The organism is Kocuria sp. CPCC 205260 (assembly GCF_040981045.1).
Lineage (GTDB): Bacteria > Actinomycetota > Actinomycetes > Actinomycetales > Micrococcaceae > Kocuria > Kocuria palustris.
This window is the reverse complement of the sequence record NZ_JAVKPT010000002.1, coordinates 490,492-504,693: the sequence shown is the minus strand read 5'-3', so window position 1 is coordinate 504,693 and position 14,202 is coordinate 490,492. Positions and strand designations below refer to the sequence as shown.

The following is a 14,202-nucleotide window of genomic DNA, read 5'->3' as shown; positions in this document are numbered from 1 at the left end:
GGTGGGGGCGGGCACCCGGCCCCATCCGGTGCTTCTCACGTGAGCGCTCTATCCCGCTCAGGTGAGTGTGATGCTAGTCATATAGACTCACCTGAGCAACACCCGACCTCACAGATGTGGCCCCCATGACCTCGGATCCGACCGCACCATCCGCCGACGCCGCCCCCTCCTCGAGCGCCGACGACCGCGCCCACCTCACGCTGCTCGCCGAGATCAGTCGTGCCCACTTCCTGGATCAGAAGTCCAAGGTCCAGATCGCCCAGGAACACGACATCTCGCGCTTCCAGGTCGCCGCGCTCGTGCAGGAGGCCCGCGATCGGGGCATCGTGCGCATCACCATCGCCGTGCCGTCGGACGGCCGCGACCAGGAGACGGCGCAGTCCCTGGGCATCGCGGAGCTGATCTCGGTCGAGCCCGCCGACACCCCCCGCGGCGCCGAGGCCCTGGCCCGCGAGCTCGCCGCCTCGGTGGCCGAGCACGCCGCAGGCCAGACCGCCGTCGGGATCTCGTGGTCGCGCATCATCCAGGCCATGGCCCCGCACCTGCCCGACCTCTCGGACAGCGTGGTGGTCCAGCTGGCCGGGGCGATCGCCTCCCCGGACTCCACCGAGGCGGTCCCCCGGCTGCTGAGCACGCTGCGCGCCAAGCAGACGCTTCCCCTGTGGGCGCCGCTGGTGGCCGGTGAGGGCGCGGCAGCCCTGCGCGAGACCCCGGAGATCGCCCGCACCCTGGCCCAGGCCGGGGATCTGGACCTGGCGGTCTTCGCGATCGGCGGCTGGGGACCGGGGCTGTCCACCGTGTGGGACCGCATCCAGGAGCAGGACCGTCAGCAGGCCCTGGCGGCCGGCGCGGTCGCCGAGATCTCCGGGCACCTGATCGACGCCCGCGGCACCGCGGTGGAGGGCCCCGTCGAGGACTCCGTGATCGCGGCATCGCTTGCGGACCTGCGTGCGGCCCGTCGCCGGATCGCGGTCGCCCACGGCGCCGGGCGCGCCCCGGCCGTGCTGGCGGCGGTGCGGGCCGGGCTGGTCGACATCCTGGTCTGCGACATCCCGCTGCGGGATGCCCTGGCCGAGCTCGAGGGTCAGTGAGCGGGCGGCCGCCGGCCCTGCACCGGCACCGCAGGGCCGAGGCCGACCGAGCGCTCCCGGGAGCCGCCGCAGGCCCCTGCGATGTGACGCAGACCGCTAGGCTGAACCGTCAGAGAGTCTCGGCAGAGGAGCTGGAGTGAGCATCAGCGGAACCGTCATCGGGGTGGACTCCTCCACCCAGTCCTGCAAGGTCATGGTCGTCGACGCCGCCACGGGGCAGATCCTCTCTCGCGGCTCCGCCCCGCACCCGGACGGGACCTCGGTGGACCCCCGGGAATGGACCAAGGCGCTGAATCAGGCCTGGGACGCCGCCGGAGCCCGCGGGCGCTCGGACGTGCTGGGCGTGGGCGTCTCCGCGCAGCAGCACGGCATGGTGGCCCTGGACTCGGCCGGCGCGCCGGTCCACGACGCCCTGCTGTGGAACGACGTCCGCAGCGCCCCTCAGGCCCGGGCCATGGTCGAGGAACTCGGGATCTCCGGCTGGGTCGAGGCCACCGGCTCCGCGCCCGTCACCTCCATCACGCTGACCAAGCTGGCCTGGCTGCGCGAGAACGCCCCGGCGGCCGCGGCACGCGTTGAGCGCGTGGGCCTGCCGCACGACTGGCTGGTCTCAGAGCTGACCGGCGGCGCCTGGATCACGGACCGCTCCGAGGCCTCGGGCTCGGGCTGGTTCGACCCCGCCTCCGGCTCGATCCGCGAGGACCTCCTGGAGCGCTGGTTCGGGGCGGCCCCGCAGGTCCCCGAGGTCCTCGCACCCCACGCCTCCGCCGGCACCATCACCTCGGACTGGCTCCCGAACAGCCCCGGCGCGGTGGTCTCGGCCGGGTGCGGAGACAACGCCGGCGGCGGGCTCGGCCTGGGCATCGGCCACGGCGATGTCGTGGTCTCGGTCGGCACCTCGGGCACGGTCTTCGCCCACAGCCCGCACCCGATCGCGGACCCCACGGGCGTCACCTCGGGATTCGCCGACGCCACCGGCGCCTACCTGCCCCTGCTGTGCACGCTCAACGCCGCCCGGGTCATGGCCAGGACCTCGGACCTGCTCGGCACCGACCTGGACGAGTTCGACGCCCTCGCGGCCGCCGGCGACCCAGACTGCTCGGGGCTGACGCTGCTGCCGTACCTGGACGGCGAGCGCACCCCCAACCTCCCCGACGCCGCCGGGCGCTGGCACGGCGTCACGGGCGCCTCGCTCACGCGCGAGAACATGGCCCGCAGCTCGGTGCTGTCCGTGGCGAACTCGCTGGCCGACTGCCTCGAGGTGCTGCGGACCCTGGACGTCCCGATCGAGCGCGCCCTGCTGATCGGCGGCGGCTCGCGCTCCGCCACTCTGCGCACGGCCCTCACCCATGTGCTCGGCGTCGACATCGACGTCCCCGCCCCGGATGAGTACGTCGCCCTGGGCGGCGCGCGCCAGGCCTACTGGGCCGCACAGGGCGAGCTGCCCGCCTGGACCGCCGGCACCGAGGGCTCCCAGCATCTGCCCGCCGCCCAGGACGACGGGGCCGACGCCTTCCGCGCCCGCTACAGCGCCATGCGCCGTCAGCTCGAGGACGAGCTGGCCGACTGAGCCGTGACTGCCGGGAGCTGATCAGGCGCTCGGGCGCCCCACGACCTCCAGGACCTCCTCGAGCGTCGCGCGAGCGCCGCGCGAGCGGAAGCCGCGCAGGGCGCGCAGGTACGGCTCCGTGAAGGCCTCCTGCTGGGCGAGGTCCCCGAAGAGCTCCTCGTTGCGCAGGAAGGACAGCTCGTCCTCGTCGTGGTGAGAGGCGGCCTCGATCACGGCGTCGCGGCGGGGATCGACGATCTCGAACGGGCGGCCGTTCTCGTCGGCGCCCTCGGCGTAGCGCGCCCAGGAGGCCACGATTGTGGCGGAGAGCTCGACCGGGCGACCGGCCTCAAGATTCTCGCGGATCACCGGCACGAGCCACTTGGGGATGCGGTCCGAGGCCTCGGCGCACAGGCGGGCCAGGGTGTCGCGGATCTCCGGGTTCGCGAAGCGCTCGATGAGCGTCCTGCGGTAGTCGTCCAGGTCCACGCCCGGGACCTCGCGCAGCGTGGGAGTGGCCTCGAGCTCCATGTAGGCCAGCAGGTAGGCCACGTACAGCGGGTCGGAGCAGACCTCGTGCGCGTACTCGAGCCCGGCCAGGCGGCCCGGGTAGCACAGCGCCTGATGGGAGGCGTTGAGCAGGCGCAGCTTCATGAGCTCGTAGGGCTCGACGTCCTCGACGAGCTGCACGCCGGCCTTCTCGAAGGCGGGGCGGCCCGGGGCGCCGTCGAGGCCCGGGACGAAGTGGTCCTCGAGCACCCACTGGAAGAAGGGCTCGCACACGACCGGCCAGGCGTCCACCCGCCCGGTGTCCGCCAGGACGTTCTCGCGGTCGGCGTCGGTGGTGACCGGGGTGATGCGATCGACCATGGAGTTCGGGAACGGGACGTTCTCGCGGATCCAGGCGGCCAGCTCGGGATCGACCAGCTCGGCGAAGGCCACGAACTGCAGGGCGGCGGTGTCGCCGTTGCCCTGGATGTTGTCGCAGGACATGACGGTGAAGGGGGCGGTTGCCCGCTCGCGGCGCACCCGCAGAGCGTCCACGACCAGGCCGAAGACCGAACGCAGCTCGCCCTCGCCGGAGCCGCGCAGGACCTCGAGATCATGGGCGACGGCCGGCGTGGTCTCGTCGAACAGGCCCGTGGCCTGGTTGAAGTTGTAGCCGCCCTCGGTGATGGTCAGCGAGACGATGCGGGTGGCGGGATCCGCCATGAGCTCGACCGCTCCGGCCGGGTCCTCCGGAGCCACGGCCATGGTGCGGATGGAGCCGATCACGCGGTTGTCGCGGTGGCCGTCGGGGTGCTTGACCGCCAGGGTGTAGAGCCCGTCCTGGTCGTTGAGGGCGTCGCGCATGCGGGAGTCGCCGGCCAGGGCGCCGAGGCCCGTGATCGCCCAGCTGTCGTGGCCGCCCTGGGCCAGCAGGTCGTCCATGACGACGGCCTGGTGAGCGCGGTGGAAGCCGCCCACGCCGATGTGGACGATCCCGGTGCTCAGGCCGGAGCGGTCGTAGGCGGGCAGCTCCGCCTGCGTGCCGGGCAGCGAAGCGTCGGCAAGGCGCTGCGAGGGCTCGGACGAGGGAGCGGGTGAGACGGTGTCGGTGGGCATGCGGGCCTCCTGTGGGCAGTGCGGATCCGCGATGACCCGCCCGGCGAAAATATCATCTGAGACGAGACCCATGCCACATCTGAGACTGAGTTGCCTGCAGCCGCTCAGCTCAGCAGCTGCGGGGCCCAGGCCAGCGCGATCCCCGCTGCGCTGAGCAGGATCACCGCCAGGAAGGCCAGCAGCCACAGCATGGCCGGGACGCCAGTGGCCCGGGCCAGTGCCACGGCATCCGATGGCAGCCCCAGCGGGTGCTCGTGCTGCACCCGTCGGCTCAGGGCGCCCTGGACGTGGCGCCGGGCCAGCAGCCACCACACCCGCAGCGCGCCGACCCACAGCGCGGTGCCGACCGCGAGCATCAGCCAGCGCCCGATCGCGAGGTCCGCCCACACCAGCGCCAGCAGCAGCGCCGCCGATCCGGTCGTGACCACCCAGGACAGCGCACCGCGCATCACCACCAGGGAGCCCAGCAGCACCAGCGCGCTCACGACGGCGGCCACCGGCCAGTGCCCCAGCCCCACCGCGGCGGCCCACACAGCCCCGACGACGGCGGGGAAGGGATAGCCCCAGAAGGTCGACCATGCCGCGCTGGGCCCGGTGCCGAAGGAGTGCGTGACGCCCGAGTGATCGGCCTCGATGCGGATCGTCATGACCCTCCGGCCCACGACCAGCCCCGCCAGCGCGTGGCCGAGCTCATGCACGACCGTGACGACCAGCCCGAACCACCGCCAGGTCCGTCGCGGAAGGCACAGCCCTGCGGCGAGGAGCCCGCACAGCACGAGCACCCAGGCATCTGCCGGGGGCACGGGACGGGCCGCGAGCAGCTCGGTCATCGGCTCAGGGTCATGGGCACGTGCGGGATGCCCACCTCCAGGACCTCATCTCCGCTGCGGACGAATCCGAGCCGCTCGTACCACTGCTCCAGATGCGACTGGCCCAGCAGCACGACGGGGCGATTCAGCGGCGCCAGGTCCTGGAGCACCAGGCGCATCAGCCGCCCGGCCAGGCCCTTCCCGCGGTGCTCGTGAGCGGTGGCCACCCGGCCGATCGCGATGGCCTCCTCGTGGGCCAGGACGCGCAGGACCGCGGCGGGGCGGCCGTCGATCTCCAGCCAGTGGTGGATGGTGGTCTGCAGGGCATCGAGCTCGTCGATCTCCGTGACCTCGGTGGTCTTCTGCTCCACCACGAAGACGCGCTCGCGCAGCAGCGTGATCGCGTGCATCTGCAGTCCGGTCATCTCCGCCAGCGGCAGGGCCACGTGCCGCTCGGCGCTCGGCTGCTCCACGGCGGCCGGCTCCGGATCCTGCCGCTCCGGGGCGGGCTGCCCGGCGGGCTCGGTGCGCCGCCAGCCGCCGAAGTCGGCCTCGATGCGCGCGGGCAGCTCCGGCGTGCAGCCGTGGCGGCGCAGCAGCTCGCGCAGCCGCGCCGGTTCGGCCTCGAGCACCACCGACTCCCCGCGGCGGGCGTCGACCAGCTCGTCCACCAGGGCGTCCTCGGCGGCAGCCCGGCGCAGCGGGTCTTCGCCCTGCGGAAGGCAGACGATCTCCGCCCCCGGCCCGACGGGCCCCAGGACCCTCCCCTCCAGCACGGCGCGCGGATCCTCTCCGAGCAGGAGCACAGCGGGGCACTGCAGATCGGTCATCGGTCTCGTCTTCCTGGGGTCGAGTGCTGAGCGTCCGCGGCCCGGATGCTCATCTGCATTTCATCTGTTCGGAGTTCACTTCACTGTCATGTTGAGACGTGTGCTGCTCCTGGTCCTGATCATGGCCGTTCCCGTGCTGACCGCGCTGGGGACGCAGCAGCTGGCGCGGACCACGATGCCGCCCACTCTGCCCTCCGATCCTGTGAGCACCCGGGTCACGGCCCCGTCGTCGCCCGATCCCGAAGCCTCCGCACCCGCCCCGACGACCGAGCCGGAGGCGACAGAGGACGCGGCACCCGCCGACGACCGGGAGCAGCAGCAGGCGCCGACGTCCGGGCCGGCCGCTCCCGTCGATGAAGAAGAGCACGACGACGAGGACGATCCAGACCTCGAGCCGGAGGACGACGACGGGCCGGACGAGGTCGATCTGGACACCGATTCGGACGGCGAGCAGGACGATGTCCCCGAGGCCGGGACGGTGACGCGATGAGCGCGGACGCTCAGGAGCGCGGATCCCGGGTCTCGGCGCGCTGGCGCATCGTGGGCTGGATCGTGCTGACCACCGCCATCGCCCTGCTGGCCGTCGTGGTGACCATGCGCTCGCTGCTGCAGGGGCAGGTGGATCAGGCCGCCGATGCCGGGATCGTGCAGGAGGTCGAGGAGTTCCGCACGTTCGTCGACGAGGGCGTGGATCCTCGCACCGCGCAGCCCTTCGCCTCGGAGGCCGAGCTCATGGAGCGCTACCTCTCCCGGCAGACCCCGGCCACGCACGAGGCCTTCATCGCGGTGGCCGACGGCGACGTCTCCTACCTGGACAATGCCGCCGACGACGCCGGCGAGCTGCTGGCCGCGGAGGCCGCCGAGCTCGACAGTCTCCTCGCGGACCCGTCGGCCTCGGGAGTTCGGGACACCGAGCACGGCAGCGTGCGGTGGGGGCGGGTGGACACCGAGGACGGATCGGCCTTCCTGGTCCTGCAGTTCACGGACCCGGCCCACGACGACGTGGATCAGCAGGTCCTGCTGCTCGTGGGCGTGGCCGCCGGCGGGCTGGCGCTCACGGCCCTGATCGCGTGGTTCGCCGCCGGACAGATCCTTCTGCCGGTGCGCCGGATCGCAGCTGTGGCCCAGCGGGTCTCGGGCCACGACCTCTCCCCGCGCGTGCCTGTCGAGGGCCGCGACGACATCTCCAGCACGGCCCAGGCGGTCAACGGCATGCTCGATCGGCTCGAGGACTCCTTCGATCGCCAGTCGCACGTGGCCGCCGAGGTCGAGCGCCATCTCGCCCGCCCCCTGGAGGCCTGTCGTCGGGACCTGGAGACCGGCTCGCAGGGCTCCGACGGGCTGTCGAGCGCCGAGCTGAGCCGCCTCCGGCGCCGCATGCAGGAGATGCAGCGCAGCCTGGCGGATCTGAGCCTGCTCGCCGATGCGCAGCGGCCCGGAGCCCTGCGCATGCGGCCCACGGCCGCGGCCCCGCTGGTGGTGCGCCTGCGCCATGACCTGGCCCAGCGCTTCCCACGACGCAGCTGGGAGCTCGACGACGCGCCCGATCTCACCGCACCGATGGATGCCGCCGCCGTGTCGGCTGCCATGAGCCAGCTGGCGCGCAACGCCGTCGATCACACGGAGGACGGCGAGCGCATCCAGCTCAGCGCTGCCGTCGCCGAGCCGCAGTCGCAGTCGCAGTCGCAGGACGACGAGAACGCCGAGGTATCGACGGCGGCACAGGGGCGGGTCCTGCGCCTGTCGGTGACCAACGCGGGTCGGCCGCTGAGCGCCGAGCAGGCCCGGGCCATGATCGAGCAGTACCGCTCGGCCGCGCTGTCCGAGGCCTCCGGCGGCTCGAGCAGCACCGAGGAATCCGCCGACGTGGGCGGCATGGGCCTGGGGCTGGCCGTCGCACGCGCGGTGGCCGATGCCCACGGCGGCAGCCTGTGGGTGGCCTCCGAGCCCGACGGGCGCACCTCGGTCGGACTCGATCTTCCCCTCGTCCAGCCCGATCGGCAGGAGCTCGACGAGACGGACTCCGCCGCGCAGGACCGAGTGGCCGAGGCCATGCGGGTGGAGCGATGAGCGCGCAGACGGGCTCCGTGCGCTGGGCCTCGACCCCTCCGCAGAGCGGCCGCCCCGCGCCGGTGCGCTCGCGCCCCAGGCCGCGCCCGGCCGCGCTGATCCTGGCGGTCGTGATGCTCGTCGCGTGCACGGTGGTGATCCGGGCCTCGGTCCTGGGCGATGAGCTGCCGGCCCACGGCGCCCTGACCCTGTGCGTGTTCTGCGTGGCCGTGTGGCTGTGGATCTTCTCCCCGCTCGAGGACACCTACGTGGCGCTGGGCGCTGCGCTGATCCTGGTCTCCACCGGCGTGGTCGGGGACGAGGACCTCTTCTCCTCGCTCGGCGAGGACACGGTGTGGCTGCTGCTGACCGCTTTCGTGATCGCCGCCGGGGTGACCGCCTCGGGACTGGCCACCCGCGTGGCGGCATTCGTGGTGACCGGCGCCTCCGGGATGCGCCCGCTGTTCCACCTCACCACGGCGGTGCTGGTCGTCACGGCCTTCGCGATCCCGTCGACCTCCGGACGGGCGGCCCTGGCCCTGCCCGTCTTCGCGGCCATGGCGGCGGTGCTGGCGCCGCACCGGCGGGTGGTGCTGGCGCTGTCCCTGCTGTTCCCGTCGGTCATCCTGCTCTCGGCGGTGGCCTCCTACCTGGGCGCCGGCGCGCATCTGATCACCGCCCAGATCCTGGACGCGGCCGGGCATCGCAGCTTCGGAGTGGCCACGTGGCTGATCCTGGGCCTTCCGCTGGCCGTGGTGTCCTCGCACGCGTGCACCGAGCTGATCCTGCGGCTGTTCACCCGGCGGGAGGACCGGCGCGAGCCCGTCTCGATCAGCCTGAAGGACATGCAGGCGCATTCGGCCTCGCCCATCTCCGGACCTCTGACCACCGCGCAGACCCGCTCGGCCATGCTCGTGGCCGTCGTGGTGGTGCTGTGGTGCTCGGAGCCGCTGCACGGGCTGCACCCGGCGATCGTCGGCCTGCTGGGCGCGCTGCTGGCCGCGAGCCCCCGATGGGGGTCGGTGGACCTGGGCAAGGCGCTGAAGTCCGTGCCGTGGTCGCTGCTCGTGTTCATGGCCGCCACGCTGACGCTGGGCACCGGGCTGGTCGACTCGGGAGCCGCCGACTGGCTGGCCGCCGGAGCTCTCGGCCCCGTCCAGCGGATCGGCCCCGGAGCCCCCATCGCGTTCGTGGTCCTGGTCGTGGTCCTCTCGACCGCCGCGCACCTGGTCATCCAGTCCCGCTCGGCGCGCTCGGCCGTGCTGATCCCCATCGTGGTCGCCCTGGCCCCGGGCCTGGGGGTGGATGCCTCCGCCGCGGCGTTCGCCTCGACGGCGGCGGCCGGGTTCTGCCACACGCTGACCAGCTCCGCCAAGCCCGTGACCCTGTTCTCCGACGTGGAGGACGTCGAGACCTTCCGCCCCGAGCACCTCCTGCGGCTCTCCGCCTGGCTGGCCCCGATCTCGGCCGTGCTGGTGCTCGTCTTCGCCTTCCTGGTCTGGCCCCTCATGGGCCTGCCGCTGTTCCGCTGACCCGCCCCTTCAACACCGAGGAGTCCGATATGACCGCCGCACCCTCCACCGCCTTCGTCCGCCGAGTCCTGGTGGCGCCCTCCGGCTTCAAGGAGTCGCTGGACGCCGAGCAGGTCGCCCGCGCGATCAGCGCAGGAGTCCGCCGCGCCGTGCCCGGCGTGCGCGTGCGCACCGTGCCCGTGGCCGACGGCGGCGAAGGCACGGCCCGCACACTGGCCTCAGCCACCGGCGGCGAGCTGATCCCCGCGCGGGTGACAGGGCCCATGGGTCAGCCGGTCGAGGCGCACTGGGCCCGCCTGGGCGGCGACGCGCGCGGGACCGCCGTCGTGGAGATGGCCTCGGCCGCGGGACTGCGCCTGGTCCCGCACGATCGCCGGGATCCCACGCTCACCACCACCCACGGGGTCGGCGAGCTGATCCGCGCGGCCCTGGAGGACGGGTCGCAGACGATCGTCGTCGGCTGCGGCGACTCCGGGACCTCCGACGGCGGCCTGGGGGCGCTCACGGCCCTCGGCGCCCGGGTGCTGGACGCCGACGGGGAGCCGGTCGGCACCGGGGGCGCGGCGCTCACGGAGGCCCGGAGCCTGGACCTCTCCGGTCTGCACCCGTCGCTGAGCGCCGGCCGCGTGCGCGTGGTCCTGGCCCTGAACCCGCACAACGTGCTGACCGGCGACCATGGCGTCGCCCGGGTCTTCGGCCCGCAGAAGGGCGCCACGGCGCAGCAGGTCGAGCAGATGTCGCGCGGGTTCGAGAACTGGGCGGAGATCCTGGGCCGCGACGGCCTCGAGCGGACCCGGGACCGCGACTTCGCCCTGGGCCCCGGCACCGGGGCCTCGGGAGGCCTCGGCGCCGGCATGGCGGCCATCGGCGCCGAGCTGGTGCCGCGCTTCGAGGCGCTGCTGGACTCGGGGCTGGCCGGGATCGACCTGGACAGCTCGATCCGCGGCGCCGACCTGGTCATCACGGCCGAGGGGGCGATCGACTTCCAGACCCCGCGCGGCAAGGTCCCCGCCGAGGTCGCCCGTCGAGCCTCCGAGCAGGGCGTGCCGGTCATCGGCCTGGCAGGGACCTTGGGCCAGGGATCGGACGCCGTGCACGGGATCGGCATCGACGCCGTCGCCTCCATCCTGCCCGTGCCGATGTCCCTGGCGGAGGCGGTGCGCGACGGCGAGGAGCTGCTGATCGAGGCCACCGAGCGGTTCATGCGCACCCTCATGCTCGGCGCCTCGATCGCCGAGGACCGGCTGGTCGGAGACGACTGGTGAGCTGCGCGGGACCGTCGTCGGATCCGCCCGCGGCGGTCGAGCCGCTCGCGGTCCCCGGCGGCAACCGGCTCCCGCTCCATTGAAGACTGTCGGTGGCGAGCGCCACAATGGGACCATGAGCGAATCGACGATCCAGGATCTGCACGCCGAGGACGGCATCGCCCTCCGTGCCGCGATCAATGCCCCCATCGAGACGGTGTGGAGCTTCCTGCGCGACCCCGCGAACCACGCGCGCATCGACGGCTCGCAGATGGTGCGAGCCGCCGTCGGCCAGGAGCCGCTCGAGCACGTGGGGCAGGTCTTCGTGATGGAGATGCTCTGGACGGACGGCACCACGCAGTACCGCACGGAGAACCACGTCACCCGCTACGACCTCGAGCATCGCCTGGAGTGGCTCGTGGCCGACGAGGGCCAGGAGCCGCAGGGCTGGGCATGGGGCTGGATCCTGCGCTCGACCCCCGAGGACACGACCGAGGTGGTCAACTACTGCGACTGGTCCCGGACCTCGGAGCAGACCCGCCAGGCCAAGGGGTTCCCGGTCGTCGAGAAGGAGAAGATCGAGGCCACGCTGCATCGGCTCGCAGACGAGCTGAGCTGAGTCCAGCCGGCCCGGCGCGCCCCGGGGGCGCGGACCGGCGTCCCCGAACGCGCCGTCGACGACGAGGTCGACGGCGTCCTGACCTCAAGGAGCGCACATGATCATCGGAGTCCCCACGGAGACCAAGCCGCAGGAGGGCCGTGTGGCCCTCACCCCGGCCGGCGTCCATCAGCTGGTGGGCCACGGCCACGAGGTCCGCGTCCAGGAGGGCGCCGGGATCGGCTCCAGCATCCCGGACCAGGAGTACACCGACGCCGGCGCCGTCCTCGTGCCCGTCGAGGAGACCTGGGCGGCGGAGCTCGTGCTGAAGGTCAAGGAGCCGATCCCCTCCGAGTACGGCTTCCTGCGCGATGACCTCACGCTGTTCACGTACCTGCATCTGGCCGCCAGCCGCGAGCTGACCCAGGCGCTGCTGGACTCCGGCACCACGTCGCTGGCCTACGAGTCCGTGCAGAGCGACCGCGGCACGCTGCCGCTGCTCGCGCCCATGTCCGAGGTCGCCGGCCGCATGGCCGCCACCGTCGGCGCGAACGCGCTGCTGGCCTCCCACGGCGGCCGCGGCCTGCTGCTGGCAGGGGTCCCCGGTGTGCGCCCGGCGCAGGCCACCGTCATCGGGGCGGGCCAAGCCGGTCGCAATGCGGTGCACCAGCTGGTCGGCATGGGCGCCGACGTCACCGTGCTGGACACCTCGATCGAGGCTCTGCGCGCCATGGACGACCTCTACGGCAACCGCGTGCGCACGGTCGTCTCGACCCCCTACGAGGTCGAGAACTGCGTGCTCGAGGCCGATCTGGTGGTCGGCGCGGTGCTGATCCCGGGCCGCAAGGCCCCGAACGTCGTCACCCACGAGATGGTTCTGAAGATGAAGAAGGGCGCCGTGCTTGTGGACATCGCCGTGGACCAGGGCGGCTGCTTCGAGGACACGCACGCCACCACCCACGACGACCCCACCTTCCAGGTCGGACCCGCGATCTTCTACTGCGTCGCCAACATGCCCGGCGCCGTGCCGGCCACCTCCACCGCGGCGCTGACCAACGCGACCCTGCCCTACGTCCTGCAGGTGGCGGACAGCGGGTGGAAGAAGGCCTGCTCCGATTCCCGCGAGCTCGAGCGCAGCCTGTCCACCTCGCACGGCAAGCTGCGCAACGCGGACGTCATCGCCGAGTTCCCGGACCTGCCGTCCGCCTGAGGTCCCCGATACGGCGCAGCAGCTCGCGGTGGAACGTGTCATCGCGGGTGAGCTCGGGGTGGAAGGACAGCCCCAGCGCCGTGTCCGTGCCGACCGCGACGATCGGGCCGTCGCCGTCGGGAGCGGTGCCGCGGCGGGCGAGGACCTGGATGCCCTCGCCGACCTCGAGCACCTCCGGTGCCCGGATGAAGGCCCCCGCCACCGGGCCGAGCGAGGTCTGCAGGGTTTCGGCGGTCGAGTCGACCTGGCGCCCGAACGCATTGCGGCGCACCCGGATCCCCAGCGAGGCCAGGCTGATCTGCCCCGGCGCCGGATCCACGATCTCGTCGGCCAGCAGGATCAGCCCGGCGCAGGTGCCCAGGACGGGGAGGCCGTCCTGGAGCAGCTGCGCCAGGCGGCCCCTCATGCCGAAGCGGCGCAGCAGACGATCCATGGTCGAGGACTCCCCGCCGGGCAGCACGATCCCGTCGAGAGGCTGTTCCAGGGCCGCCGAGGAGCGGATCGGCACCGCCTGGGCGCCCAGGCCCTCGAGCATGCGCACGTGCTCGGCGACCCCGCCCTGCAGGGCCAGGACGCCGATGCGCGCGGTGCGGGCGTCGTCGTCGCCGCTGCGGCCCCGGGCAGTGCCGGCCCGGGCACTGTCGCCGCGCGCGTCGTCCCCGGGGCCTCCCCGGCGGCTCGGCGCCGAGGCCGCGGGAGCCTCCGGGCTCACCAGCCGCGCTCGGCCAGGCGGTGCGGAGCGGGCAGGTCGCCGACGTTGAGCCCCACCATGGCCTCGCCCAGGCCGCGGGAGGCCACGGCGATCGCGGCGGGGTCGTCGTACTGGGCCGTGGCCTTGACGATCGCCGCCGCGCGCTCGGCCGGGTTGCCGGACTTGAAGATGCCGGAGCCCACGAACACGCCGTCGGCGCCGAGCTGCATCATCATCGCGGCATCGGCAGGGGTGGCCACGCCGCCGGCGGTGAACAGCACGACCGGCAGCTTCCCGGTCTCGGCGACCTCGCGGACGATGTCGTAGGGGGCCTGCAGCTCCTTGGCGGCCACGAACAGCTCGTCGGGGTTGGAGCGGAAGGTCGCCTGGAGGTCCGCGATCTGCTTGCGGATGGTGCGGATGTGCTTGGTGGCCTCGGAGACGTCGCCGGTGCCTGCCTCGCCCTTGGAGCGGATCATGGCCGCGCCCTCGGCCAGGCGGCGCAGCGCCTCGCCCAGGTTGGTCGCACCGCACACGAACGGGACGGTGAAGCCGTGCTTGTCGATGTGGTGGGCGTAGTCGGCGGGGCTGAGGACCTCGGACTCGTCGATGTAGTCCACGCCGAGCGACTGCAGGACCTGGGCCTCCACGAAGTGGCCGATGCGGGCCTTGGCCATGACCGGGATCGAGACGGTCTCGATGATGCCGTCGATCAGATCCGGGTCGGACATGCGGGCCACGCCGCCCTGGGCGCGGATGTCGGCCGGCACGCGCTCGAGCGCCATGACGGCCACGGCGCCGGCATCCTCGGCGATGCGGGCCTGCTCCGGGGTGACGACGTCCATGATGACGCCGCCCTTGAGCATCTCGGCCAGGCCTCGCTTGACGAGGGGCGATCCGGTGGCGGCAGTGGTGTTCTCAGTCATGCCGAGCATGGTGTCCCGTCCCACTGGTCCGCCACAAGATCCACTTCTTACCGCTTGGAATAGACCAG

The 14,202-nt window shown here is 73.0% G+C and carries 13 protein-coding genes; 8 read left to right on the top strand and 5 right to left on the bottom strand.

Annotation, left to right across the window (positions count from 1 at the left end; translation table 11 throughout):
* Positions 1-125: 125 nt before the first annotated feature.
* Entirely contained in the window at positions 126-1,091 is a 966-nt protein-coding gene (locus tag RF645_RS07010) for a sugar-binding domain-containing protein (RefSeq protein ID WP_058871527.1), read from the top strand.
* 136 nt (positions 1,092-1,227) lie between these two features.
* Positions 1,228-2,661, top strand: a complete 1,434-nt coding sequence (locus tag RF645_RS07005; protein WP_058871528.1) for an FGGY family carbohydrate kinase — start codon at positions 1,228-1,230, stop codon at positions 2,659-2,661.
* A gap of 21 nt (positions 2,662-2,682) precedes the next feature.
* Here RF645_RS07005 and RF645_RS07000 read toward each other — a convergent pair whose 3' ends face one another.
* The 3 genes from RF645_RS07000 to RF645_RS06990 all read right to left on the bottom strand — a co-directional run bounded on the left by RF645_RS07000 (position 2,683) and on the right by RF645_RS06990 (position 5,884).
* The gene (locus RF645_RS07000; protein WP_058871529.1) at positions 2,683-4,245 is read right to left on the bottom strand and encodes a mannitol dehydrogenase family protein; all 1,563 of its coding nucleotides are present in this window, start codon (positions 4,243-4,245) and stop codon (positions 2,683-2,685) included.
* Between the two features lie 104 nt (positions 4,246-4,349).
* A complete protein-coding gene (locus RF645_RS06995; protein ID WP_058871530.1) occupies positions 4,350-5,075 on the bottom strand; it encodes a M50 family metallopeptidase in 726 nt (241 codons plus the stop codon).
* A complete protein-coding gene (locus tag RF645_RS06990; protein WP_235586771.1) occupies positions 5,072-5,884 on the bottom strand; it encodes a GNAT family N-acetyltransferase in 813 nt (270 codons plus the stop codon). Before RF645_RS06990 ends, RF645_RS06995 begins: the two co-directional genes overlap by 4 nt.
* Positions 5,885-5,972: 88 nt before the next feature.
* On the opposite strand from RF645_RS06990, the gene RF645_RS06985 reads away from it, so the two are divergent.
* The 6 genes from RF645_RS06985 (at position 5,973) to ald (ending at position 12,517) form a co-directional block, all read left to right on the top strand.
* Complete coding sequence (locus RF645_RS06985) at positions 5,973-6,374, top strand: hypothetical protein (protein ID WP_153005697.1); 402 nt, start codon at positions 5,973-5,975, stop codon at positions 6,372-6,374.
* On the top strand, positions 6,371-7,954 hold the full coding sequence (locus RF645_RS06980; RefSeq protein ID WP_058871531.1) for a HAMP domain-containing protein: 1,584 nt from the start codon (positions 6,371-6,373) through the stop codon (positions 7,952-7,954). The genes RF645_RS06985 and RF645_RS06980 overlap by 4 nt, the downstream gene beginning before the upstream one ends.
* Positions 7,951-9,465 (top strand): SLC13 family permease, encoded by a 1,515-nt coding sequence (locus RF645_RS06975; protein ID WP_058871532.1) that lies wholly within the window; start codon positions 7,951-7,953, stop codon positions 9,463-9,465. The genes RF645_RS06980 and RF645_RS06975 overlap by 4 nt, the downstream gene beginning before the upstream one ends.
* Positions 9,466-9,494: 29 nt before the next feature.
* Positions 9,495-10,730, top strand: a complete 1,236-nt coding sequence (locus tag RF645_RS06970; RefSeq protein ID WP_058871533.1) for a glycerate kinase — start codon at positions 9,495-9,497, stop codon at positions 10,728-10,730.
* A 115-nt stretch (positions 10,731-10,845) separates the two neighbouring features.
* Entirely contained in the window at positions 10,846-11,328 is a 483-nt protein-coding gene (locus tag RF645_RS06965) for an SRPBCC family protein (protein WP_058871534.1), read from the top strand.
* 97 nt (positions 11,329-11,425) lie between these two features.
* Complete coding sequence (gene ald / locus RF645_RS06960) at positions 11,426-12,517, top strand: alanine dehydrogenase (protein WP_006215627.1); 1,092 nt, start codon at positions 11,426-11,428, stop codon at positions 12,515-12,517.
* Here ald and pdxT read toward each other — a convergent pair.
* Positions 12,483-13,229 (bottom strand): pyridoxal 5'-phosphate synthase glutaminase subunit PdxT, encoded by a 747-nt coding sequence (gene pdxT / locus RF645_RS06955; protein WP_058871535.1) that lies wholly within the window; start codon positions 13,227-13,229, stop codon positions 12,483-12,485. The two genes, ald and pdxT, sit on opposite strands and share 35 nt — an antisense overlap.
* On the bottom strand, positions 13,226-14,134 hold the full coding sequence (gene pdxS, locus RF645_RS06950) for a pyridoxal 5'-phosphate synthase lyase subunit PdxS (protein ID WP_024289347.1): 909 nt from the start codon (positions 14,132-14,134) through the stop codon (positions 13,226-13,228). The genes pdxT and pdxS overlap by 4 nt, the downstream gene beginning before the upstream one ends.
* Positions 14,135-14,202 lie beyond the last annotated feature (68 nt).

Bases quoted from the DNA above. Each gene is read 5' to 3' on its own strand.
- RF645_RS07010 (WP_058871527.1), top strand. From the start codon at position 126: ATGACCTCGGATCCGACCGCACCATCCGCCGACGCCGCCCCCTCCTCG.
- RF645_RS07000 (WP_058871529.1), bottom strand. From the start codon at position 4,245: ATGCCCACCGACACCGTCTCACCCGCTCCCTCGTCCGAGCCCTCGCAG.
- RF645_RS06995 (WP_058871530.1), bottom strand. From the start codon at position 5,075: ATGACCGAGCTGCTCGCGGCCCGTCCCGTGCCCCCGGCAGATGCCTGG.
- RF645_RS06990 (WP_235586771.1), bottom strand. From the start codon at position 5,884: ATGACCGATCTGCAGTGCCCCGCTGTGCTCCTGCTCGGAGAGGATCCG.
- RF645_RS06985 (WP_153005697.1), top strand. From the start codon at position 5,973: ATGTTGAGACGTGTGCTGCTCCTGGTCCTGATCATGGCCGTTCCCGTG.
- RF645_RS06980 (WP_058871531.1), top strand. From the start codon at position 6,371: ATGAGCGCGGACGCTCAGGAGCGCGGATCCCGGGTCTCGGCGCGCTGG.
- RF645_RS06975 (WP_058871532.1), top strand. From the start codon at position 7,951: ATGAGCGCGCAGACGGGCTCCGTGCGCTGGGCCTCGACCCCTCCGCAG.
- RF645_RS06970 (WP_058871533.1), top strand. From the start codon at position 9,495: ATGACCGCCGCACCCTCCACCGCCTTCGTCCGCCGAGTCCTGGTGGCG.
- RF645_RS06965 (WP_058871534.1), top strand. From the start codon at position 10,846: ATGAGCGAATCGACGATCCAGGATCTGCACGCCGAGGACGGCATCGCC.
- ald (WP_006215627.1), top strand. From the start codon at position 11,426: ATGATCATCGGAGTCCCCACGGAGACCAAGCCGCAGGAGGGCCGTGTG.
- pdxS (WP_024289347.1), bottom strand. From the start codon at position 14,134: ATGACTGAGAACACCACTGCCGCCACCGGATCGCCCCTCGTCAAGCGA.